This is a genomic window from Mucilaginibacter daejeonensis, assembly GCF_020783335.1.
Classification (GTDB): domain Bacteria; phylum Bacteroidota; class Bacteroidia; order Sphingobacteriales; family Sphingobacteriaceae; genus Mucilaginibacter; species Mucilaginibacter daejeonensis.
Window position 1 is genome coordinate 2,714,047 of record NZ_CP086068.1, and the last position, 22,729, is coordinate 2,736,775.

Consider the following 22,729-nt stretch of genomic DNA (forward strand, 5'->3'; position numbering starts at 1 on the left):
CCGTGGCAATGATACAAAAAAAGGGAACCAAACGGCTCCCTTTCAATAATTTATGGTTCGAGCATTAGTTGCCCAGTTCCGACATGAATTTGATGCGCATCAATTGTATCTCTTCGCGGGTGTAATCGTTAACGCCCAGATCAACTAGTGCATCATCTATCGAATCTACCTCTGCGGTGCGGAAGTAGTCGTACACCTCTTCCTGCTTGTCCTCATCGATCACCTCATCAATGTAGTAGTTGAGGTTTAACTTAGTTCCCGAGTTAACGATAGATTCCACCTCACGCAGGATCTCCTCATAACTCAACCCTTTTGATGATGCGATATCTTCGAGGTCTAAATGACGGTCGATGTTCTGAATGATGTAAACCTTCAGTGCAGAGCGGTTGGCAGCACTCTTGATCACCATATCCACCGGACGGTCGATATCATTATCCTCAACATATTTTTTGATCAGCTCTGTGAACGGGCCGCCAAATTTTGCGGCCTTACCTGCACCCACACCCGATATCTGTTTCAACTCATCGGTGTTGATCGGGTAATGCGTGCACATCTCCTCTAACGATGGGTCTTGGAAGATGACGAACGGCGGCAAATTCTTTTGCTTGGCGATCTTCTTCCGCAGATCTTTCAGCATTTGAAGCAATTGCGTATCCAAAGCGCCGGTGCCGGTCTTTGGTCCGTCATCGTGGTCGTCATCGTCGGCTGCCTCCATTGGTTTGTTGAGCACAAAACGCAGGCTGAAAGGATTGTCCAAAAAGTTGTGGCCCTTATCGGTCAGCTTCAGCAAGCCATAGTTATCAATGTCTTTGGAAAGGAAATTATCCAGCAGCGCCTGACGTAACAATGAGTTCCAAAGGTTCTTACCTTCTTCTTTACCCGAGCCGAACACATCAAGCAAATGATGCTCATAGTGATGCACGTTAGGGCTATCGTCTCCCATCAGCACATCAGTGATATGATGGTCGTCGAACTTTTCGCCCAGTTGTTTGATCAGGCTCAGTGCACGATGTAATTGAGCTTCAGCATCAAATGTACTGCGCTCGCTGCTACAGTTATCGCACATGCCGCTGCATTTTGACGCGTCAAAGTCCTCACCAAAGTAGTGCAGGATCTGCTTACGGCGGCACACGGCCGACTCAGCATAATCGATCACTTCCTTCAATATCTGCGTACCTATCTCACGTTCCGAAACAGGCTTGTCCTTCATGAATTTTTGCAGCTTATCTACATCCTTTTCGGAGTAGAAGGCCACACAGATGCCCTCGCCACCATCGCGGCCCGCACGACCGGTCTCTTGGTAGTAGCCTTCCATGCTCTTAGGCACATCATGGTGGATCACGTAGCGCACATCAGGTTTATCGATGCCCATACCGAAGGCAATGGTAGCAACGATCACTTCTACATCTTCCATCAGGAACTTGTCCTGCGTTTCGGCACGCACTTTGGCATCAAGACCAGCATGGTAAGGCAAAGCTTTAACACCGTTCAGGTTAAGGGCCTCGGCCACTTCTTCTACCTTTTTACGGCTCAGGCAGTAAACGATGCCTGACTTACCCTGATGTTGTTTAATAAATTTAACGATCTCTTTAAGCACATTGCGTTTGGCACGTACTTCATAGAACAGGTTAGAACGGTTGAACGATGATTTGTACACCGTAGCGTTGTTCATTTGCAGGTTCTTCTGTATATCGTGCTGAACCTTAGGCGTGGCCGTTGCCGTGAGGGCGATGATAGGTATGTTCTCGCCAAGGTTAGCGATCACCTGGCGTATCTTACGGTACTCGGGGCGGAAATCATGCCCCCACTCCGATATACAATGCGCCTCATCCACCGCCACGAACGACAGTTTGTTCAAACGCAAAAAATCGATATTATCTTGCTTGGTAAGCGATTCGGGAGCTACGTATAGAAGTTTGGTCTTGCCCGCAAGTACATCCTCTTTTACTTTAGCGGTCTCGGTCTTGGTAAGTGATGAATTAAGGAAGTGGGCCACACTATCAGAATTACAGAAGGCCCTTAGCTGATCCACCTGATTTTTCATCAGCGCGATCAGCGGTGATATCACGATGGCGGTGCCCTCGGTCATTAAAGCGGGCAACTGATAACACATTGATTTTCCACCGCCGGTGGGCATGATCACAAAGGTGTCATTACCGGCCATGATGTTAGTTATGATCGCTTCCTGCTCACCTTTGAAGTTATCAAATCCAAAAAAGTTCTGCAGGTTATCAAAGAGCGATTTTTTTGTCTCGATCATTATAGGTCAAAAAAAAGAAAATAAAGTTCACACTTTCAAGGCTAAAAACAGTTTATTAATGCCGGAGCGGCAGCACAGAGAGTAAACTTAAATTTGAACTCAGATGATGTTTTAGCCGTTTTTGCGCCTTGACAAATATTAACTAAATATAAAGGTAATTTATTATTAAAACCGAATATTTTTTACATTTTTGACGGCGTTGTTACACAACACAATACCCTGCATCGACATGAACAAAAACTATTATGCCATCATTATGGCAGGTGGTATCGGCAGCCGCTTTTGGCCTATCAGCCGCACCTCACATCCTAAACAATTCATTGATATTTTAGGCACCGGAAAAACGCTGATCCAAAACACTTACGACCGCTTTTTGAAGATCTGCCCTAAAGAGAATATCTATGTAGTGACCAACGAGATCTATACCGACCTCATTAAGACGCAACTGCCCGACATGACCGATGCGCAGATCCTGACCGAGCCGGTAATGCGTAACACCGCCCCTTGCGTGGCGTACGGTTGTTACAAGATCGAGAGCATGAACCCTGATGCAGTGATCGTGGTTGCCCCTTCAGATCACCTGATCCTGAACGAGGCCGGCTTTGTAAGCTCTATCGAGGATTCGCTAAAGACCGCCGAGGAGCACAAGTGCCTGGTAACGCTGGGTATTATGCCATCTCGCCCTGATACTGGTTACGGTTACATTCAATTCAACGAGGAAGTGATCGATGGCAAATTCCACAAAGTGAAGACCTTTACCGAGAAACCTACGCTGGACATTGCCAAAACCTTCATTCAAAGCGGCGACTTTTTGTGGAACGCAGGTATCTTCATCTGGTCGGCCAAAGCCATCGTTGATGCATTTGACAAGCACCTGCCTGACATGCACGAGATATTTGCCGATGCACGTTCAGTATACAACAGCGATAACGAGCGTACACACGTGCATGCTGCCTACCAGCGTTGCACCAACATATCGATCGATTATGGCATCATGGAGAAGGCCGACAACGTGTACGTATTGCCATCTGAGTTCGGTTGGAGCGACCTGGGCACCTGGGCTTCGGTATACCAACTGGCCGATAAGGACTACGTAGGTAACGCGGTCATCCCTGCCGAGAAAGTCATCATGTACGATTCATCGAACTGTATGGTGAACATGCCTGATGAAAAACTGGTGATCATTAAAGGTCTGCATGATTACATCGTAGTAGAATCGAACAATACCCTGCTGATCTGCCCTAAAGATGACGAGCAGAATGTGAAGCAGGTAGTTGCTGATGTGAAGCAAAAATTTGGCACCAAATACATTTAAGCATTTGATCTGAAGATCAAATGTCTGATAATAACGACCGCCTCGTACTTGATTTATGAGGCGGTTTTTCGTTTAGGACATTTCCGTATGATGTTCATACTTTGATATGCCGATCACAAATCGTTATTTGGTTGTAATAAACTAACCTTACAAAACATGAAAGCGATCCACCCATGGATCAACTTCAACGGCAACGCCGAAGAAGCGTTCACTTTTTACCGGTCAGTATTCGGTGGCGAATTTATCAAGATCACCAGATTTAAGGACCTTTCGGGTCCTGACATCAACATCCCAGAGGATGAAGCAGAAAAGATCATGTACATAGGCCTGCCGTTGGGCAAGAATAATGTATTGGTAGCCAATGATATCCCATCGGCGCTGGGCAAGGTAAGTGAAACAGAGAATCGATCGAAGATATATGTGAACGCAGAAAGCCGCGAGGAAGCTGATCACATCTTCAGCGGCTTATCGGCCGGTGGCGAAGTGGAAGGACCGATCGGCGATAGCCCGTGGGGTACCTACGCCGGAATGTTCAGAGATAAATACGGCATTGAATGGATCATCGAATTCGACCCAAGTCAAGGATAGACCAGTGTTTATCTTCTTTTGGGCGGATCCCCATTATTGGGTCCGCTGTCTTATCGCTTCGTAGAGGATCACCCCTGCCGATACCGACACGTTGAGTGAGCCTATCTCGCCGAACATGGGGATCCTGGCCAGATGGTCGGCTATGCGGATAATGTCGTTCCGGATACCATCTTCTTCAGATCCCATAATGATGGCCGTTGGAGCAGTGTAGTCAGGTTTGTAAATATAGTCGTTGGTCTTTTCCGTACAGCAAACCAATTGAAGGCCTGATTCCTGTAGAAAGCGCACCGTTTGCATAAAATTGTCATGGCGGCAAACCGGGATCTTGTATAATGCGCCGGCCGAGGTCTTCACCGCATCGGCATTGATCTGGGCCGAACCTTTTGCCGGTATCACGATTGCATGCACGCCCGAACATTCAGCGGTACGCGCTATGGCGCCCATATTACGTACGTCGGTTATGCTGTCTAACACTAATATCAGCGGCACCTCCCCTTTCTCGAATACCTGCGGAATGATATCTTCCACTTTTTGATAAATGATCGGTGATATCACCGCCACAGCGCCTTGGTGATTCTTGGGCGTCATGCGGTGCAGCTTCTCGATCGGCACGTATTGCACCGGTAACTGGTACTCGTTAATGATCTGCTTCAGCTCCTGGAACAAGCCGCCGGTAAGACCGCGCTGCAGGTACAGCGCCTCTATCTCCTTACCCGATACCACCGCTTCAATAATGGCGCGGATGCCAAAAATAAGGTTGTCGTTCTTTTTGTGAGCTGTATAGTTACCTGCCATATAAGCGCTAAATAATGAGGCAACAAAAGTACGCATAATTATGCTCAAAAGCCGTTATTATTATAGTCCTTGTAAGCCCTAAACATAACTAATACGAATAACATTTTATGTTTTTGAACACTAAGCAGTTAAAAATCTTTCCACACTTAAAGTGAATAAATTAAATATATCCGTGAAGAATGGGCATCTGTAAATTTCTATTTTTGCTCCCCCCGGTATTTTGGGGAACGATTACACACCATGATATTTGAGAACAGTAACAAGACCAACAATGGCGACCGCCGCACCCGAAACTTTACCCAGAACAATATGGTGTCGGGCAAGTTGCCACCTCAGGCCCGCGACCTGGAGGAAGCAGTGCTGGGTGCTTTGATGCTGGAAAAGGATGCCTTATCATCGGTGATCGACGTGTTGAAGCCTGAGGTATTTTACGTGGAGAGCCATCAAAAGATCTTTGCCGCTATACGTACCTTATTTGAAAAGACATCTCCTGTTGATATCCTTACCGTGACCGCGCAACTGCGTATGCAGGGCGAACTGGAAATGGTGGGTGGCGCGTTCTACATCACCGAGCTGACCAACCGTGTAGCATCGGCCGCTAACATCGAATACCACGCGCGGATCATTATTCAGAAATACATTCAGCGCGAACTGATCCGTATCAGTACGGATATCATCAATATCGCTTACGAAGATACTACCGATATATTAGAGCTATTGGACAGGGCCGAAAAGAACCTGTTCGACATTGCCCAGAACAACCTCCGCCGTGACTCTCGCAAAATGGACGACCTGATGCAGGAGACCCTGAAAGAGATCGAGGAGTTAAAGAATAAAACGGATGGTCTTACCGGTATAGGTACCGGCTTTACCGATCTTGACCGGATCACTTCGGGCTGGCAAAAGTCTGACCTGGTGATCATAGCGGCTCGTCCGGCGATGGGTAAAACGGCCTTCGTGCTAAGCTGCGCACGTAACGCCGCAGTGGATTTTAACAAGCCGGTGGTCGTGTTCTCGTTGGAGATGTCGTCAGTACAGCTGGTAAATCGTTTGATATCAGGTGAGGCCGAGATCGAGCAGGAAAAGATCCGTAAGGGTAAGATGGAAGAATGGGAATGGCAGCAGATCCACTCCAAGATCGGCCGTTTGGAAGCTGCCCCATTGATCATTGACGACACCCCGGGTCTGAATATCTTCGAGTTCAGGGCCAAATGCCGTAGGCTCAAATCACAGCACGATATCCAGCTCATCATTATTGACTACTTGCAACTGATGACCGGTAAAGTTGACGGTAAAGGCGGCGGTAACCGTGAGCAAGAGATCGGTAGTATATCGCGTGCGCTTAAGATGGTGGCCAAGGAATTACAAGTACCGGTGATCGCCCTTTCGCAGTTGAGCCGTGCCGTTGAGAGTCGCCCTGGAGGATCTAAACGCCCTATGCTGTCCGACTTACGTGAATCGGGTTCGATCGAGCAGGATGCGGATATGGTATTGTTCCTTTATCGTCCTGAATATTACGGCCTGGAGTACGACGAAGATAACAACCCGACCAAAGGCGTGGGCGAAGTGATCATTGCCAAGCACCGTAACGGTGAGACCGGTACCGTGCGTTTGAAATTCGTGGGCAAGTACGTAAAATTCACCGACCTCGAGACCAGTATGGACAGCTACTTACCGCCATCAGGCGCATCATTAGGCATAGCACCGTCACAAGGCTTCGACAGCAACCCCGGCAATATCATCATTCGCCCATCGAGAATGGACGATATGGATGATGATGCTCCATTTTAAAATATCAACCCCAACAGGACGCCTATCAAGATCACGATGGGCGTTTTCATTTTAGTGAAGTATAGCAGGCAAAAGGCCCCTGCCATTACCAGGTAAGCCGTCCAGTTGAGGCCAAATGGCGCGACCAGCAAGATCAGTGCAGTGCCCATGAAACCTACCGCCACCGCATTGATCCCGCTCAGCGAATTCTTGATCCGGGTGATCTTTTTAAGATCTTCCCAAAAGGGCACGATGAACAGGATGAGGATCAACCCTGGCAGGTTGATGCCGATAACGGCCACAATGCTGCCAATGACCTCCCCTGCTATTCCGTAACCTTTGTTGCCTAATGTGATCGCCCCGACGAACGAGGTGAATGCGAACGTAGGCCCCGGCAAGGCTTGTTGAAGGGCATACCCTGATAAAAACTCAATGTTGGACAAGTAGTGCTTCAATTCAACAAATTCGGTATACATAAGGGGGACCAACACCTGCCCTCCGCCAAAGATCAGTATCCCGTTGCGGTAAAAGTTCTCGAACAAACGTACCGGCAAACTGAAAGGCGACGTACGGTTGATGAGTGCACCCAGTGCCGCAAAGAACAATAAGATGCCGATGAAATACCCCACTTTACGCGGGTTGACATTGGAGAAAAGCTTAACCCGAATGGCATCTTCCACTGGTTGTGTTTCTAATGCAGAGGAAATGATCCCGCCCAGCAAGATCAGTATCGGAAACGCATATGGATTTTGCAAGATGAGCGTAGCAATGAGTGAGCCGATGGCCAGGTACATGCTCACCTTGGTCTTGATGATCTTTTGCGCAAAGGTGACCGCTGCATAAGCCACTATACCCACGGCCGCAGGTCGCACATATTGCAATACGGCATCCGACCGTCCGCTTGCCGCAAAGGCCTTGTACTGGATCGCGGCAATGCACATAATGGCCGCTGAAGGTAACACCCATATCAAAAAGGTGATCAGCGCCATGCCCAGCCCTCCTACCTTCCAGGCTATACCAATAAGTGTTTGTGTTGATGATGGTCCCGGCAGCACCTGCGATAAGGCGCTCAGTTCCATCAATTCATCCTCGGTGATGTACCGACGCTTCTCTACAAAATCGCGCAGTAAAATGGCCACATGCGCTTGCGGTCCGCCGAAAGTGCTCAGGGTATACACCAATGCGTCGCGCAGGAAAAGTAGTTTGCGGGAGGTCATCAAATGTGCCATTTATTGATGTTTAGATGCGCGCCTTTACTTGTACATCTGCACATCCTTTCATCAATAGTCATCGTCGTCATACAAGCCCGATGCTTGGTTATATGCCGACCGCAGTTCGGCCAAGGCATGGTTATCGCGCTTTTGTTGAGTGATCATGATACCTTGCTGATAGATGCGCAAAGCATCTTCCTTACGGCCAAGGGTCTCATAAAGCTTACCCAAATGGTAATAAGTACCTGTGTAATTCGGGTGATTGGTCACCAGGCCTTCGTAAAACTGAAGCGCCTTTTCGGTATCGTTCAGTCTGAGGTACTCGGTGGCCAGGGCGTACTGCAAGAACTCGTCGTTGGGTTCGGCCTCAAAAAATTCAAGAAGCTTTTGTAAGCGGGTCTCCTGCATTTTAAACTCTGTGTTTTTTACCGTATTTTTGCTTACAAGCCGGTCATCGATACCAGCTATTGCTACAAATGTAACGTTTGGCAGCAATTACATCAACCTTATTAATGCATTGCGTTGTGCCCTTGTTATTTACAATTAAATGTCACCGGCTGATCAACAAACCCGCCCCGATCAGGTTAATGATGTAATTTACTTTATTTAAATGGTTAGCGGCATCGTTTATGCTATGCTATCTGCAAAGGCTATATAGTTGTGATGGGTAATAACACTAAAAAGATCGAACTGGATATCGTTGGTTTATCATACAGCCAAACCCAATCAGGTGCTTATGCACTGGTTTTGGGCGAGGTAAATGGCCGCCGCCGCTTACCGATCATTATTGGGAGTTTTGAAGCGCAGGCCATCGCTATCGAGATCGAGAAGATGACACCTAGCCGTCCGCTTACCCATGACCTGTTCAAGAACTTTGCGCAGGCTTATAACATCAAGGTGCAGGAGATCATCATCTATAACCTGGTCGATGGTATCTTTTATGCCAAGCTCATGTGCACCGATGGAAAGAAGAACGTGGAGATAGACGCCCGCACATCTGACGCTATTGCCATGGCCGTACGTTTCGAGTGCCCGATATACACCTATGAGTTTATCCTTTCTACCGCTGGTATCGTGATAGAGGGTAACGACTTTGTTTACCTCGAGAACATCAGCGAGGCCACTGAGGACAAGACCGAGACCACCGGCAATACAACTAATTACCGCTCCCTGAGCGTGGATGAGCTAAAAAGCCTTCTATCTGAAGCTATCAACGAGGAGGCTTACGAGAAGGCCGCCAAGATCCGCGACGAGCTGAACAAGCGTAAAGCATCGTAGTACTACATCCCTCTTATCTCATTCATCTGTAAGTTTTCAAGTGCCTTAAACAGACGGCAACGGCGGCATTACCGTATTGTGTATTTTGGATTTTAGCATTTGGTAATATTTGGTTAATTTTCGGCTCTAATTAACTAACTATTATTCTTTTTAACTGCGCCATACTATATGAATATTAGGTTCCGCTTGATACTGATGAATTTTATGCAATTCTTTATCTGGGGGGCCTGGCTGCTCACCATTGGTGCATATTGGTTCCAGAACAAGCATTGGTCAGGAGCGCAGTTCGGCGCTATCTTCTCTACCATGGGTATTTCGGCCATCTTTATGCCGGCCCTTACCGGTATCATTTCCGACCGATTCATCAATGCCGAAAAGCTTTACGGCATTATGCATATACTGGGCTCGGCAGCTTTGTTCTGCCTGCCTATGGTCACAGACCCATCAACGTTCTTTTGGGTGATGCTGATCAATATGTTCTTTTACATGCCTACGCTTTCATTATCCATCACGGTAGCTTATTCGGCTTTAAAGGGTGAGGGTTTGGACGTGGTGAAAGACTATCCACCTATTCGTATATGGGGTACTATCGGCTTTATCGTGGCCTTGTGGACCGTAAGCCTTACCCACAACGAGACCTCGGCCAATCAATTCTATATCGCGTCGGCGATAGCGCTGGCTTTGGGTCTGTATGCCTTTACACTTCCACCGTGTCCTCCTTTGCTGAAAAGGACAAGCAACAAGTCGTTGGTGGATGCTTTGGGTTTAAATGCTTTTGCCCTGTTCAAAACGCCTAAATTCGCGATCTTCTTTGCATTTTCGTTATTATTGGGTGCGGCCCTCCAGCTTACCAATGCCTATGGAGATACCTACATTCATGATTTTGCTTCGGTGGATGCTTACAAGGACACCATCGCGGTGAAATATCCGGCGATCATCATGTCCATCTCGCAGATATCGGAGACCTTGTTCATCCTGGCTATTCCCTTCTTTTTGAGGAAGTTCGGTATCAAGTATGTGATGTTGTTCAGTATGCTGGCCTGGGTGCTGCGTTTCGGATTGTTCGCGTTCGGCGACCCTGCTCAGGGCTTGTGGATGATCATCGCTTCATGCATCGTTTATGGTATGGCTTTCGATTTTTTCAACATATCGGGCTCATTGTTCGTGGAGACGCAGGCCTCACCTGAGATACGCGGCAGTGCACAAGGCCTGTTCATGATGATGGTGAACGGTTTCGGTGCCTTTTTTGGCAGCATAGCCAGCGGCAAACTGATCGATGCGTACTTCACCCTACCCAACAACGGTAAGGATTGGCATGGCATCTGGCTCAGCTTTGCGGCCTACGCCCTGGTGATCTCGATCATCTTCCCATTCGTATTCAGGTACAAGCATAATGCGGCTTTGGAGGCTGCAATTAAGCACGCTTAACACCGATCACCAATTTCATAATTTCAACCGATGATCAGCACTTTTGGTGTTGATCATCGGTTGAACCCTTACTTTCAAGTGTTACATTTCACTGTTACAGCGTTACATTTGGTGTTACATTTCCTTAAAAATGTCGCTTTTTCTAGAAAAAGTTGGGTTTTTACGAAATTCGCAACGCCAAAAAGTGGGGAAATTTGGGGAATTCTGTTACATGGATGTAACAGCTAAAACGCCGTTTTGGATTGAGATCAGCCGACCTCCTACCTCACGCACTCCGCCCTCAAAAAATCGTCGCAACTTATTGCTGACCGTTCAGTTTGCGGATCACCCTGGCTGGGTTGCCTACGGCTAAGGAATTGTCCGGAATATCTTTGGTCACCACGGCTCCGGCACCGATCACGCAGCCATTGCCTATGGTCACGCCCGGGCAAATGATCGCGTTGCCACCTATCCAGCAGTCGTTGCCTATGGTCACCGGTTCGCCGTTCTCTTTACTGCGGCGCAGCTCGGCATCCAGTGGGTGGCTTGCGGTGTAGATCTGTACGCCGGGCGCGCAAAACACGTTATCACCGATATTTACAGGCGCCACATCCAGCACCACACAATTCACATTAAAGTACACGTTGTCGCCACAAGTGATGTTGTAGCCGTAATCACAATGAAACGGCGGCTCTATATAAAGGTTGCCCGGTTGGTTCGGGATCAATTCCTGAAGAATGGCCCTGGTGTTGTCACTTACCACATATTCGGTCACATTGAGGCGATGAAGTAATCGCTTACAATCGGTACGGTCCTTTACCAGTTCGGGGTCATTAGCGATGTAATACTCGCCGCTGATCATTTTTTGTTTTTCGGTAAGCATGGAGGATATGTGTATACAGCGTTGAACTTGGATTCCTGATCTGTAATTATAAACTTGTCATGTTGAACGCAGTGAAACATCTTATACCACTCACAGATCGCGAGCTTCTTTAACGTTTAAGTTCCTTCGCTTTGCTCAGGATGACAGATGGGATGACGATGGTCTGTGACAAAACACGCTACGGCCTTCATGGCGTGTAGGTTCCTTCGCTTTGCTCAGCATGACAGAGTGGATGCGGTGACCTTACTTTTTGTCGATCACTTTAGCCACCAGGAAGTGTTTGCCGTCCTGCTCGGGTGCGTTCAGCAGGGCCTCTTCATGGGTGATCTCTTGTTTCACTACGTCAGGGCGCAGTACGTTCACTTCATCGGTCATGTAAACCAGTGGTTCCACGTTGCTAGTGTCCACCTCGTTCAGCTTGGCCATAAAGTCCAGTATCTTGTTCATGTCGCCAACAAGTTCCTGCGTTTCCTGCTCGCTCACTTCCAAACGGGCCAGGTGGGCTATCTTGGCAACGGTATCTTTATCTATTTGCATAACTTTCAAATGTATGATTTATCAGGCTATATACCTCGTCGCGCAGGCGGTCAGCGTCCTCCACGGTCAGGTTAGCGGTCTCGATCGGTTTATGTACTTTGATATGGCATATCCCCGGCCTGCTGCCCCGCTCCAGACCAGTGTCCCAAAGCACGTCCCAGGTATTTAGCGAGGTGACCGGTATAATAGGTATCTGGTGCTCAATGGCCAGGCGGAAAGGCCCGTTCTTAAATTCGTGCAGTTTAGGTGGAAAATCGTCCGGGATCTTACCTTCAGGAAAGATCACCATGCTCATACCCTGCTGTAAACGCTCGGCCGCGCTTTTGAACGCCCTGAACGATGACATCTTACTCTCGCGGTTCACCGGAATGTCTATGGTTTGAAAGAACAGCTTGGTCACCATGTTCTTGAGCAGTTCCTGTTTACCAATAAAGCAAAAGTTGTTCTTCACCATCAGGCTCATGGCCGTAATATCAAGGTTGGAGGTATGGTTCGGGCAAATGATGTACGGGCGGCTCCAATCTATCGGCTGCTCATACTCGAATTTGTAGAAGATGCCGGCAATGGTAGAGCTACAGAACCCGCATACCTTGCGGAAAAAGTTCATGGCCGGATAGCGCTGGGGCTTGCGCGAAAAGAAGTACAAAAAAGGCCAGAAAATGATGAAGAAAGCGGCCACACTGTAGCGGTAAAAACGGGCGTGGAGTTTCTTCAATGGAATTTTCATGACCGTCAAAAATATAAAAATTCCTTACTTTCGCGCCATTATGGAAACTGTTGTTAGTGGTATTCGGTCTACAGGTAACCTGCATTTAGGTAACTATTATGGTGCTATCCAGAACTTTATCAAAATGCAGCACGAGTACGATTGCTATTTTTTTATAGCCGATCTGCACTCGCTCACCACACACCCTACCCCTGCCAACCTGCACGGCAACGTGAAACAGGTACTGATCGAGTACCTGGCGGCCGGCATCGACCCCGAAAGATCGACCATATACGTACAAAGCGATGTGCCTGAGGTGGCCGAGCTGTATCTGTACCTCAATATGAACGCGTACCTGGGCGAATTGGAACGCTCAACCTCGTTCAAAGATAAGGTACGGGCTAACCCCGACAACGTGAACGCCGGATTACTCACCTACCCGGTGCTAATGGCGGCCGACATCCTCATCCATAAAGCTACTAAGGTGCCGGTGGGTAAAGACCAGGAGCAACACCTGGAAATGGCCCGTACCTTTGGCAACCGCTTTAACCGTTTATACAACAACGAGTACTTCCCTGAGCCCTATGCGTTCAGCTATAGCGATAAGCTGGTGAAGATACCGGGTTTGGATGGCAAAGGTAAAATGGGCAAATCTGAAGGCGAAGGCAATGCCGTTTACCTGAGCGACAGCCCCGAAGTGATCCGCAAAAAGGTAATGAAAGCCGTTACCGACAGCGGCCCCACCGTTGAGAACCAGCAAAAGCCCGACGAGATACAGAACCTTTTCGACCTGATGAAGGTAGTATCGACCGCAGACACTTACACGCACTTTGATAACCTGTACAATACCTGCCAGGTACGTTACGGCGACCTGAAAAAGCAACTGGCCGAGGACATGGTGAATGCCACCGCGCCGATCCGCGATCGCATCAACGACATTGCCAACGATGCCGAATACCTGAGCCGCGTAGCCCGCTTAGGCGCCGACAAGGCCCGCGAAAGCGCATCACGCACCATCAAAGAGGTGCGCGAGATCATTGGGTTCAGGAAGTTTTAACACCCCACCCAAACCCTCCCCAAAGGGAGGGCTTCAATTAAAAAACTTATATTAGCACAAATAAAATCAAGGTACTCCCCTGTGGGGAGGATACAGGAGGGGTCACATGCACATAGCGATCGTTGGAAATATTGGCGCCGGTAAAACTACTTTAACGGGTTTGCTGGCCAAGAATTACGGATGGGAACCACAGTATGAGGCGGTGGATGATAATCCTTATCTGGAAGACTTTTATGCCGACATGAAGCGCTGGAGCTTTAACCTGCAGATCTACTTCTTGAACAGCCGTTTCAGGCAGATCACCGATATACAGCAAAGCGACAAGAACATTATTCAGGATCGTACCATTTATGAGGATGCCTACATATTTGCAGAGAACCTGCATGATATGGACCTGATGGACACCCGCGACTTTGAGAACTACCAATCCATTTTCGAGAACATCACTTCGTTCATCAGGCCACCTGACCTGTTGGTTTACCTGAAAGCCTCTATACCAAAGCTGGTGAATAACATACACCGCCGTGGCCGCGAGTACGAGATCGGTATCCGATTGGATTATCTATCCAAACTGAACGAGAAATATAACAAGTGGATAGACGGTTACAACTTAGGCAAGCTGCTGGTGATCGATATGGATAACCTCGACTTTGCCAATAACACCGAAGACCTGGCCACCATCATCGAACGCATAGAAGGACAGATCAACGGGTTGTTTTAGACCCGGTCAGTGAGTGGTTGAATGGTGAATAGTTAAGTTGTTCAGGGCTCAACCAACTTCGCTAACCATTCAACTCAATAAACCTCATAACCACTAACTATTAGCCATGAAGATCTTAGGCATTATCCCTGCACGTTACGCCAGTACCCGTTTTCCGGGTAAGCCATTGGTTGATATCACCGGTAAGGTGATGATCCAGCGCGTTTATGAGCAGTGCGTAAAATGCCCGAGCTTGGACGAGGTGATCGTGGCTACGGATGATACCCGCATTTTAGATCACATTCACTCTTTTGGAGGCAAAGCGGTAATGACCTCGCCCGACCACCAAAGCGGCACCGACCGTTGCGCCGAAGTGGCGGCCAACCATCCAGAGTACCAGATCGTGATCAACATACAGGGCGATGAACCTTACATCGACCCGGTGCAGATCAGTAAGGTGGCCGCGTGCTTTACCTCGACAGATACGCAGATCGCCACGCTGATCAAAAAGATCACTGATGCTGCTGACCTACATAATAGTAATTCGCCCAAAGTGATCGTCAACAAACTGTCGGAAGCTATTTACTTTTCGCGGTCGGCTATACCGCATTTGCGCGGGCACGACGCCGGGAACTGGTTCGGCCATTTCGACTACTTTAAACACATCGGCATCTATGGTTTCCGGTCGGAGGTATTACAGGCCGTGACCAAGCTTCCTATCTCATCTTTAGAGAAAGCCGAGAGCCTCGAGCAATTACGCTGGATCGAGAACGGTTACCGGATCAAAGTGGCCGAGACCGAATTGGAAACGCAAGCGGTAGATACGCCCGAGGATCTGCAAAAGATCTTGAATAAGTGATCGGCGAGTATTAGCTTTGAGCACTAATTGATCACTATGCTTAAACCTTTCACCATCCTGGCAACAGCAATGTTGCTTGTGTGCGGTATAGCCGCCCATGCCCAGGACACTGCGACGGTCCACGTTGATACTTCCTCTACCCCCAAATTTCAAGACATTATCGTCACGTCAGCGGGCGACACGATACCCTGCGAGACCAGGCATCCTTTTATGGGCGTTATGCGTTACCGTACGGCCGATATGCCCGAGTTCAAGAAGATCGACATCAAAGGGATCAAATACTACACTTTCCAAAATAAGGAGATACGGTTCAAGGCCGCTTTGCTGCCCAAAAAGTCAAAGCCTACTTTTTTACGACTTGTAGAGGAAGGGAAGATCACCTTGTATCTGCACGAGGTATATCATTACATTTACATGGGGGCATCATACACCACTACCACCTGGTATGCCACCAAGGGCGATGATGTATTGAAAGAGATCAAGACCACAGGCATATCCGGAAAGTCAAGGAAAGAGCGCCAGGCCGTATTTGCTGATATGCTAGCCGACCAACCCATCGTACTGAAATTATATGAGGATGCCGATAGCTTCACCTTCAGCACACTGAGAGGTATCGTTAATTTGTACAACTCGGGGCGTGCTATAGCCCGGCAGTAACCAGCTTACTTAACGCTTCAAACATTCATTGGCTTGGCAGGTTTCTATGTTTACATGACACCAGCTAAGCTTTTTATTTTCAGCCTTTTCATCATCACGTGCGCTTCGTGCAGCAGAACTAAAGGTCCGTTGGCCATTTTTAAAAAGCTTTCGCCACATGACACCTATGCACAACGCTTAAAGGATGCCGGGCTGGATAAGAGCGCCATGGGCTCCGCCTGGTTGCAAAAGAGCACCGAGGTATCTGCCAAAGCGCTTAACATCAGTGTTCCGTATAAAGAGACCGGCTACTTTGCCGCTGAAAATATTCCATCGGCGTCCTTACGTTTTGATGCGCGACGGGGGCAAAAGATAAGGGTATCGCTCAGCAAAAAGCCTCAGCAGAACTTTGCCATCTATCTGGACCTGTACCACGAGGTGAATACGGCCGAGACCGAACTGGTAGCCTCGGCCGACACTAACTGTACGGGTTTCGACCACGAGATCGAGCGTAATGGTAAGTACATCTTGCGCCTGCAGCCCGAACTGCTTAAAAGCGGAGAATACACGTTGATCATCACGTCTGGGCCGTCGCTTAGTTTCCCCGTATCGCAAACTGGCAAGCCTAACATCGGCAGCTTTTGGGGCGATGGCCGCGACAATGGTGGACGCAAGCATGAAGGGGTCGACATATTTGCGCCTAAACACACGCCTGCCATTGCCGCATCTGATGGTACGGTATCGAACGTTGGCGAGAACAGGTTGGGCGGCCTGGTGGTTTTCATGCACCCCACCGATCGCGATTACACGCTTTATTATGCCCACTTGGATAAGCAATTAGTGCAAAGCGGCCAGCAGGTACGCATTGGCGATACCATTGGCCTGATAGGTAATACCGGTAATGCCCGCACCACGCCGCCACACCTTCACTTTGGCGTCTACACCAACGGTGGTGCCATTGATCCGCTACCTTTTGTTGACCGAAAGATCAGGGAACCAAAACCCATAACAGCAGCTACTGATGTGCTTAATGCAACGGTTCGTACCTCTAACAGGAACAGCAACTTATACATCGAACCTAACACCACCGCTTACATCCGGCAAAGCATACCGGTGAGCACCGTGATGCAGGTGGAGGCCGCTACTGACGGTTGGTACAAGATCAGCTTGCCTGATGGCACCAACGGCTACATACAAAGCCGTGAGGTGGCTGCCACCACTACCCTGCGCAAGCTCAGCTTAAAGCAACAACAGCCATTGTTGGATGCGCCCGACAGCGCAAACGCCGCCCAGAGGTCGTTACTCCGAACTGGCGACCAAGTGAACATCAAAGGCTCGTTTCGTAACTATTATTTGGTGACCGACAGCCGCGATAATACCGGTTGGATAGAAGCCGTACGGTAACCATTTTACAGCAAGCCAGTTATGTTTTAAAGGCCATGTTCCTGACCTTTTGGTGACCACATATTTTTACACACACCCGTCCTACCCCAAAAAAATTCTTACTTTTGCATCCCGTACACATACCATTGGTTCGGGAAGAGCTGTCCCGCGCCATGACCCATCATTATCATGACGAAATATATATTTGTTACGGGCGGCGTTACCTCGTCGTTAGGAAAAGGGATCATTTCGGCCTCTTTGGCTAAACTCCTTCAGTCGCGCGGTTACCGCGTTACCATCCAAAAATTTGACCCTTACATCAACATCGACCCGGGAACACTGAACCCTTATGAGCATGGTGAGTGTTATGTGACCGAGGATGGCGCCGAGACCGACCTTGACCTTGGCCATTACGAGCGTTTCCTCAATACCCCTACTTCGCAATCCAACAATATCACTACCGGCCGCATTTACCAAAATGTGATCAACCGTGAGCGCGAAGGTGCTTTTTTGGGTAAAACTGTACAGGTGGTACCCCACATTACCGACGAGATCAAACGCAACTTCAAGATCCTGGGCGAGAATGGCGAGTACGACATCGTGATCACCGAGATCGGTGGCACCGTGGGTGATATCGAATCCTTACCATTTGTGGAGGCAGTGCGCCAGTTCCGTTGGGAAGTAGGGTCGAGCAATTCATTGGTGATCCACCTTACCCTGGTACCTTTCCTGGCCGCAGCCGGCGAATTAAAGACCAAGCCCACCCAGCACTCGGTAAAAATGTTACTGGAGTACGGTATCCAACCTGATATTCTGGTTTGTCGTACGGAGCACCATCTGACCGCCGATCTGCGTAAAAAGATAGCCCTGTTCTGTAACGTGAACATCAACGCGGTGATCGAGTCTATCGATGCACCGTCGATATATGACGTGCCGTTGCTGATGCTGAAAGAGCAATTGGACAAAACGGTATTAACCAAACTGAAACTTCCTAACAAGAACGAGCCTGACCTGGAAAGCTGGAAAGACTTCCTGGGCCGTTTGAAGAACCCTACTGCCGAGGTACGTGTGGGCTTGGTTGGCAAATATGTGGAGCTGCCTGATGCTTACAAATCCATCGTGGAAGCTTTCGTACACGCCGGTGCCAAGAACGAATGCAAGGTGAAGGTGAGCTACATCCACTCCGAGCAACTGACCCCTGAAAATGCGGTTGAAAAGCTGCGTGGTCTGCATGGTGTGTTAGTGGCCCCTGGCTTTGGTCAGCGTGGTTTTGAAGGTAAGATCGAGGCGATCCGTTATGTACGCGAGAACAATATCCCGTTCTTTGGTATATGCCTGGGCATGCAGTGCGCCGTGGTCGAATTCGGTCGCCATGTGCTGCATTTAGAGGCTGCCAACAGCGTGGAGATGGACGGCCATACCACCTACCCGGTGATCAGCATGATGGAAGACCAAAAGAACGTGACCAACAAAGGTGGCACCATGCGCTTAGGTGCTTACCCTTGCGACCTTAAAAAAGGCAGCAAGGCGGCAGCCATCTACGGTAAGCTTCACATCAGCGAGCGTCACCGCCACCGTTACGAATTCAATAACGATTATTTGAAAGATTACGAGGCAGCCGGCATGATCCCTTCAGGTATCAACCCGCAAAATGGTTTGGTAGAGATAGTTGAGCTCAAGAATCACCCGTTCTTTGTAGGGTCGCAATTTCACCCTGAATTAAAGTCGACAGTTGCTGATCCTCACCCACTTTTTGTTAACTTTGTCGCCGCTTCGCTGGCTTATGCCCGCAAGAACTAATTAATTGTACGATAAATAGATAATGGATAGAAATACGTTAACAGGGCTGGTACTGATCGCGGCGATACTGATAGGTTCGTTCTTTTTGATGAAGCCTTCTGAGGAGGAGACCAAAAAAGCACGTCAGATCGAGCACCTGGATTCCCTGAAAAAAGCCGGCGCATTAAAGAAGGCCCCTGCCGTGGCCAAGAACGACACCGCTAATAAAGTGGTGGATAGCGCAGCTTTGAAAGCACCTTTTGGCGCCAGCACCGTAGGCAGCGAGCAACTGATCACTTTAGAGAACAAGGACGTTCGCGTAAAGTTGAGCACCCGCGGCGGCCGCGTCTACAGCGTTGAGCTGAAGGAATTCAAGACCTACGATAAAAAACCGTTGATCTTGTTCGACGGCACCAATAACGAGTTCGGCCTGAAATTCACTGCCGGTAGTACCGTGGTGAACACCAACGAGCGTTACTTTACCCCTACCGGTACCGATGTTAAGGTGGCCGGTACCGACAGCAGCTCAGTGACCCTGCGTTTGAGCTACAGCCCAACGCAATATGTTGATTACGTATACTCACTGGCACCTACCGGTTACAAACTGGGTTATACCATCAAGCTTACAGGTCTGGATAATGTGGTCGCCAACAGCAAAGCGCTTAACCTGAACTGGAGCGCCAGCCTGCGCAAGCAAGAAAAGGACATTAAGCAGGAACGTCAGTATTCTACCGTTTACTTCAAGAACACCGAAGATAACCCTGACTACCTGAGCCTGACCAAGGACGAGACCAAGCAGATCGCCGATCAAAAGATCGAGTGGGTATCCTTCAAACAACACTTCTTCTCGAACGTGCTGATCGCTCAGCAAGGTTTCGATAAGGTGAACCTGGCTGTTAGCACCGATATCAATTCGCCCGACGTAAGGCAAATGAAAGCTGGCCTCACGCTGATCAGCAATAACACCGGTACTTATCCAATGGAGTTCTACTTCGGTCCTAACCGTTTCAGCACCCTGCAAAAGCAAGGTCATGAGCTGGAGAAACAGATCGATCTAGGTTGGGGTCCGTTAAAATTCATCAACCGTTGGGCCGTTATCCCGGTATTTAACTTTTTGCAGAATTTCCACTGGAACATGGGCTTTGTGATCCTGGCCCTTACCGTATTGCTTAAATTGGTATTGTCGCCACTCACCTACAAATCATACCTCAGCATGGCTAAAATGCGTGTGCTGAAGCCTGAGATGGACGAGATCAAAGCTAAAGTTGGTGAGGACAACCCTACCCTGTTACAGCAGGAATACATGAAGCTGTACAAGAAGGCTGGGGTTAATCCGCTGGGTGGCTGCTTGCCATTGGTACTGCAAATGCCGATCATCTTTGCGTTCCTGCGCTTCTTCCCGAGCTTGTTCGAGCTGCGCGGCCAAAGCTTTTTATGGATGCATGACCTGTCTACCTACGATGCTTTCATCAACTTCGGTTTCACTGTACCGTTCTTAGGTGACCACCTGAGCTTGATGTGTGTGCTCATGACCATATCAACGTTGATCTACACCTACTTCAACAACCAGATATCAGGTGCTACCGGCCAAATGAAATACATTGGCTACATCAGCCCGATCATGTTCCTGGGCTTCCTGAACAGCTACCCTGCCGGTTTGAACTATTACTACTTTCTGGCCAACATGTTCACCTTTGCCCAGCAGTATATCATCCGCCTGTTCGTTGATGACAAAAAGATCCATGCACAGATCCAGGAGAACAAGAAAAAACCTGAGGATCCTAAAAAGAAGAAATCAGGTTTTCAGGCCAAGCTTGAAGAGATGATGCGCCAGCAACAACAAGCGCAGCAACAGCAAGGAAAAAAAAAGTAATTAAGTGAGTAGAGAGTAGTGAGTGGTGAGTAGTTGCCGCTCTTACAGATAAATAAGAGGCCGGAGCTGATGCTCCGGCCTTTTTTGTCTGAACCGGAATTTGAAGAATTTATACAATTTACAGAATTGCCTCCAAAGGCCTTCTAATGATAAAGAGATAGTTTATTATGAAGATTCTTAAATTCCGAAAATTCTGGTTCAGACAAGTTCTTAAAATTCCGGTCACTTTTTCGAACTAATAATATTAGCATCGCTATCTTTTTGTATTTTTGAATTGAGATGTATGCGATAGTTGATATTGAGACCACGGGGGGGCATGCCAGTGCGAATGGCATCACGGAAATTGCCATTTGTATACACGACGGCCGCGAGGTGGTGAAGCGTTACCAAACGCTGGTGAATCCGGGAAAACATATCCCGGTGTACATCCAGGCGCTTACGGGTATCAGCGAGGATATGGTGCAGGATGCCCCTACTTTTAAGGAAGTGGCTTACGATATCTTTAACCTGCTACAAGGCCACATCTTTGTTGCCCACAACGTCAATTTTGACCATTCTTTTGTTAAATATCATTTGGCCGCTGCCGGTTACGACCTGCAATGCAATAAGCTTTGCACCGTAAGGTTGAGCCGTAAGATCATCCCCGGCATGACATCATACAGCCTGGGCAAGCTTTGTCATCAGTTAGGTATCGGTAACGATGCACGCCACCGTGCCGCAGGTGATGCCAATGCAACGGCCGAGTTGTTCACCTTACTACTCAATAGCGATACGCATGGCCATATCCCTGATGCCTTAAAACAGCGTTCAAAGGAACAGACGTTGCCACCCAACCTGCACCGTAAGTTCATCGAGAAGCTGCCGGCCACACCGGGCGTTTATTATTTTCATGATAGTAAAGGCAAAGTGGTTTACGTAGGTAAGGCCATCAACATCAAAAAGCGGGTGAATAGCCACTTTGCGGGCAATAACTCCGGCCAGCAACGGCAGGATTTTATGCGCCACATACACCAGGTGAGCTACCAGGAATGCGGCACCGAATTAATGGCTCTGCTCACCGAGGCGGTGGAGATCAAACGCCTTTGGCCAAAGTTCAACCGCTCGCAAAAAAATCTTGATTTCAATTTTGGAATTTATACCTACGAGGATCAGCGTGGCTACCTGCGTATGGCGGTCGATAAGCGCCGTAAATACTCTACCCCTTCGCACACGTGCAGTTCATTATTGGAGGGCCGCAACCTGCTTACCCGACTGATCGAGCAGTATGAACTATGTCCGAAATTATGCTTCATTCAAAATAATAATGACACCTGCGTAAGCACTGCCGGTGAGCGATGCGCCTGTACCGGGCACGAAAGCGTTGAAGTTTACAATGAAAAGGTAGAGCGTGCGATCAGCGGATTGGAACAAACCCTACCCACCTTTGCCCTACGCGATGAAGGTCGTAAAGACGATGAGCACAGCTGTATTTTGATCGAGAAAGGGCGTTTATATGGCATGGGCTACATATCACATTACTTTGAAGCGAATACCCTGTCGCAGCTCAAGAACTACCTTACACCCTACGCCGGTAACGATTACATGCACAACATGATCATCAGCCATGCGGAACGCTATCCCTGGAAACGTCTTTCCTTCGATGCCGTGATGGCCGAACAATAATGAGCGTATTTGTGGTATCATTGACATCGG

20 protein-coding genes are annotated in these 22,729 nt (G+C 48.5%); 13 read left to right on the top strand and 7 right to left on the bottom strand.

Annotated features, from left to right (window positions below; genetic code table 11):
* Positions 1 to 64 precede the first annotated feature (64 nt).
* Entirely contained in the window at positions 65 to 2,257 is a 2,193-nt protein-coding gene (gene recQ, locus LLH06_RS11475; protein ID WP_228173287.1) for a DNA helicase RecQ, read from the bottom strand.
* Positions 2,258 to 2,489: 232 nt separating this feature from the next.
* On the opposite strand from recQ, the gene LLH06_RS11480 reads away from it, so the two are divergent.
* Together LLH06_RS11480 and LLH06_RS11485 are read left to right on the top strand one after the other, a co-directional pair.
* The gene (locus LLH06_RS11480) at positions 2,490 to 3,575 is read left to right on the top strand and encodes a mannose-1-phosphate guanylyltransferase (RefSeq protein ID WP_228169433.1); all 1,086 of its coding nucleotides are present in this window, start codon (positions 2,490 to 2,492) and stop codon (positions 3,573 to 3,575) included.
* A 156-nt stretch (positions 3,576 to 3,731) separates the two neighbouring features.
* Positions 3,732 to 4,163 (top strand): VOC family protein, encoded by a 432-nt coding sequence (locus tag LLH06_RS11485; protein ID WP_228169434.1) that lies wholly within the window; start codon positions 3,732 to 3,734, stop codon positions 4,161 to 4,163.
* A gap of 33 nt (positions 4,164 to 4,196) precedes the next feature.
* Here the strand turns inward: LLH06_RS11485 and rlmB are convergent, their stop codons facing one another.
* Complete coding sequence (gene rlmB, locus LLH06_RS11490) at positions 4,197 to 4,958, bottom strand: 23S rRNA (guanosine(2251)-2'-O)-methyltransferase RlmB (RefSeq protein WP_394800331.1); 762 nt, start codon at positions 4,956 to 4,958, stop codon at positions 4,197 to 4,199.
* A gap of 240 nt (positions 4,959 to 5,198) precedes the next feature.
* On the opposite strand from rlmB, the gene dnaB reads away from it, so the two are divergent.
* A complete protein-coding gene (gene dnaB, locus LLH06_RS11495; protein WP_228169436.1) occupies positions 5,199 to 6,749 on the top strand; it encodes a replicative DNA helicase in 1,551 nt (516 codons plus the stop codon).
* Here dnaB and chrA read toward each other — a convergent pair.
* Entirely contained in the window at positions 6,746 to 7,957 is a 1,212-nt protein-coding gene (gene chrA / locus LLH06_RS11500; protein ID WP_228169437.1) for a chromate efflux transporter, read from the bottom strand. The genes dnaB and chrA overlap by 4 nt on opposite strands.
* A gap of 51 nt (positions 7,958 to 8,008) precedes the next feature.
* Positions 8,009 to 8,347 (bottom strand): tetratricopeptide repeat protein, encoded by a 339-nt coding sequence (locus LLH06_RS11505; RefSeq protein WP_228169438.1) that lies wholly within the window; start codon positions 8,345 to 8,347, stop codon positions 8,009 to 8,011.
* A gap of 255 nt (positions 8,348 to 8,602) precedes the next feature.
* Here LLH06_RS11505 and LLH06_RS11510 point away from each other — a divergent pair, with 255 nt between their 5' ends.
* Both LLH06_RS11510 and LLH06_RS11515 read left to right on the top strand, forming a co-directional pair.
* Positions 8,603 to 9,217, top strand: coding sequence for a bifunctional nuclease family protein (locus LLH06_RS11510; RefSeq protein WP_228169439.1), 615 nt, complete (start codon positions 8,603 to 8,605; stop codon positions 9,215 to 9,217).
* Between the two features lie 168 nt (positions 9,218 to 9,385).
* The gene (locus tag LLH06_RS11515; RefSeq protein ID WP_228169440.1) at positions 9,386 to 10,645 is read left to right on the top strand and encodes a nucleoside permease; all 1,260 of its coding nucleotides are present in this window, start codon (positions 9,386 to 9,388) and stop codon (positions 10,643 to 10,645) included.
* Between the two features lie 298 nt (positions 10,646 to 10,943).
* Here LLH06_RS11515 and LLH06_RS11520 read toward each other — a convergent pair whose 3' ends face one another.
* The 3 genes from LLH06_RS11520 to LLH06_RS11530 form a co-directional block, all read right to left on the bottom strand.
* Entirely contained in the window at positions 10,944 to 11,507 is a 564-nt protein-coding gene (locus LLH06_RS11520) for a sugar O-acetyltransferase (RefSeq protein ID WP_228169441.1), read from the bottom strand.
* A gap of 243 nt (positions 11,508 to 11,750) precedes the next feature.
* The gene (gene gatC / locus LLH06_RS11525) at positions 11,751 to 12,044 is read right to left on the bottom strand and encodes an Asp-tRNA(Asn)/Glu-tRNA(Gln) amidotransferase subunit GatC (protein ID WP_228169442.1); all 294 of its coding nucleotides are present in this window, start codon (positions 12,042 to 12,044) and stop codon (positions 11,751 to 11,753) included.
* Positions 12,031 to 12,771 carry a lysophospholipid acyltransferase family protein gene (locus LLH06_RS11530; RefSeq protein WP_228169443.1) on the bottom strand — a complete coding sequence of 247 codons (741 nt, stop codon included), beginning with the start codon at positions 12,769 to 12,771 and terminating at the stop codon, positions 12,031 to 12,033. Before LLH06_RS11530 ends, gatC begins: the two co-directional genes overlap by 14 nt.
* Before the next feature lie 40 nt (positions 12,772 to 12,811).
* Between LLH06_RS11530 and trpS the strand changes: the two genes are divergently transcribed.
* The 8 genes from trpS to LLH06_RS11570 all read left to right on the top strand — a co-directional run bounded on the left by trpS (position 12,812) and on the right by LLH06_RS11570 (position 22,699).
* The gene (gene trpS / locus LLH06_RS11535; RefSeq protein ID WP_228169444.1) at positions 12,812 to 13,807 is read left to right on the top strand and encodes a tryptophan--tRNA ligase; all 996 of its coding nucleotides are present in this window, start codon (positions 12,812 to 12,814) and stop codon (positions 13,805 to 13,807) included.
* A 106-nt stretch (positions 13,808 to 13,913) separates the two neighbouring features.
* Entirely contained in the window at positions 13,914 to 14,528 is a 615-nt protein-coding gene (locus LLH06_RS11540) for a deoxynucleoside kinase (protein WP_228169445.1), read from the top strand.
* 106 nt (positions 14,529 to 14,634) lie between these two features.
* Positions 14,635 to 15,366: a 3-deoxy-manno-octulosonate cytidylyltransferase gene (kdsB, locus tag LLH06_RS11545; RefSeq protein WP_228169446.1), complete on the top strand. Its 732-nt coding sequence runs from the start codon at positions 14,635 to 14,637 to the stop codon at positions 15,364 to 15,366.
* Positions 15,367 to 15,402: 36 nt separating this feature from the next.
* On the top strand, positions 15,403 to 16,023 hold the full coding sequence (locus tag LLH06_RS11550; RefSeq protein ID WP_228169447.1) for a hypothetical protein: 621 nt from the start codon (positions 15,403 to 15,405) through the stop codon (positions 16,021 to 16,023).
* A 33-nt stretch (positions 16,024 to 16,056) separates the two neighbouring features.
* Positions 16,057 to 17,406 carry a peptidoglycan DD-metalloendopeptidase family protein gene (locus tag LLH06_RS11555; protein WP_228169448.1) on the top strand — a complete coding sequence of 450 codons (1,350 nt, stop codon included), beginning with the start codon at positions 16,057 to 16,059 and terminating at the stop codon, positions 17,404 to 17,406.
* Positions 17,407 to 17,574: 168 nt separating this feature from the next.
* A complete protein-coding gene (locus LLH06_RS11560; RefSeq protein ID WP_262909319.1) occupies positions 17,575 to 19,185 on the top strand; it encodes a CTP synthase in 1,611 nt (536 codons plus the stop codon).
* A gap of 22 nt (positions 19,186 to 19,207) precedes the next feature.
* On the top strand, positions 19,208 to 21,037 hold the full coding sequence (yidC, locus tag LLH06_RS11565) for a membrane protein insertase YidC (protein ID WP_228169449.1): 1,830 nt from the start codon (positions 19,208 to 19,210) through the stop codon (positions 21,035 to 21,037).
* A 279-nt stretch (positions 21,038 to 21,316) separates the two neighbouring features.
* A complete protein-coding gene (locus LLH06_RS11570) occupies positions 21,317 to 22,699 on the top strand; it encodes an exonuclease domain-containing protein (RefSeq protein ID WP_228169450.1) in 1,383 nt (460 codons plus the stop codon).
* The last annotated feature ends 30 nt before the right edge of the window (positions 22,700 to 22,729 follow it).

Coding starts and splice junctions, on each gene's coding strand:
- kdsB (WP_228169446.1), top strand. CDS start 14,635: ATGAAGATCTTAGGCATTATCCCTGCACGTTACGCCAGTACCCGTTTT.
- gatC (WP_228169442.1), bottom strand. CDS start 12,044: ATGCAAATAGATAAAGATACCGTTGCCAAGATAGCCCACCTGGCCCGT.
- chrA (WP_228169437.1), bottom strand. CDS start 7,957: ATGGCACATTTGATGACCTCCCGCAAACTACTTTTCCTGCGCGACGCA.
- yidC (WP_228169449.1), top strand. CDS start 19,208: ATGGATAGAAATACGTTAACAGGGCTGGTACTGATCGCGGCGATACTG.
- LLH06_RS11485 (WP_228169434.1), top strand. CDS start 3,732: ATGAAAGCGATCCACCCATGGATCAACTTCAACGGCAACGCCGAAGAA.
- dnaB (WP_228169436.1), top strand. CDS start 5,199: ATGATATTTGAGAACAGTAACAAGACCAACAATGGCGACCGCCGCACC.
- LLH06_RS11520 (WP_228169441.1), bottom strand. CDS start 11,507: ATGCTTACCGAAAAACAAAAAATGATCAGCGGCGAGTATTACATCGCT.
- LLH06_RS11570 (WP_228169450.1), top strand. CDS start 21,317: ATGTATGCGATAGTTGATATTGAGACCACGGGGGGGCATGCCAGTGCG.
- LLH06_RS11480 (WP_228169433.1), top strand. CDS start 2,490: ATGAACAAAAACTATTATGCCATCATTATGGCAGGTGGTATCGGCAGC.
- LLH06_RS11550 (WP_228169447.1), top strand. CDS start 15,403: ATGCTTAAACCTTTCACCATCCTGGCAACAGCAATGTTGCTTGTGTGC.
- trpS (WP_228169444.1), top strand. CDS start 12,812: ATGGAAACTGTTGTTAGTGGTATTCGGTCTACAGGTAACCTGCATTTA.
- LLH06_RS11530 (WP_228169443.1), bottom strand. CDS start 12,771: ATGAAAATTCCATTGAAGAAACTCCACGCCCGTTTTTACCGCTACAGT.
- rlmB (WP_394800331.1), bottom strand. CDS start 4,958: ATGGCAGGTAACTATACAGCTCACAAAAAGAACGACAACCTTATTTTT.
- LLH06_RS11510 (WP_228169439.1), top strand. CDS start 8,603: ATGGGTAATAACACTAAAAAGATCGAACTGGATATCGTTGGTTTATCA.
- LLH06_RS11505 (WP_228169438.1), bottom strand. CDS start 8,347: ATGCAGGAGACCCGCTTACAAAAGCTTCTTGAATTTTTTGAGGCCGAA.
- LLH06_RS11540 (WP_228169445.1), top strand. CDS start 13,914: ATGCACATAGCGATCGTTGGAAATATTGGCGCCGGTAAAACTACTTTA.
- LLH06_RS11560 (WP_262909319.1), top strand. CDS start 17,575: ATGACGAAATATATATTTGTTACGGGCGGCGTTACCTCGTCGTTAGGA.
- LLH06_RS11515 (WP_228169440.1), top strand. CDS start 9,386: ATGAATATTAGGTTCCGCTTGATACTGATGAATTTTATGCAATTCTTT.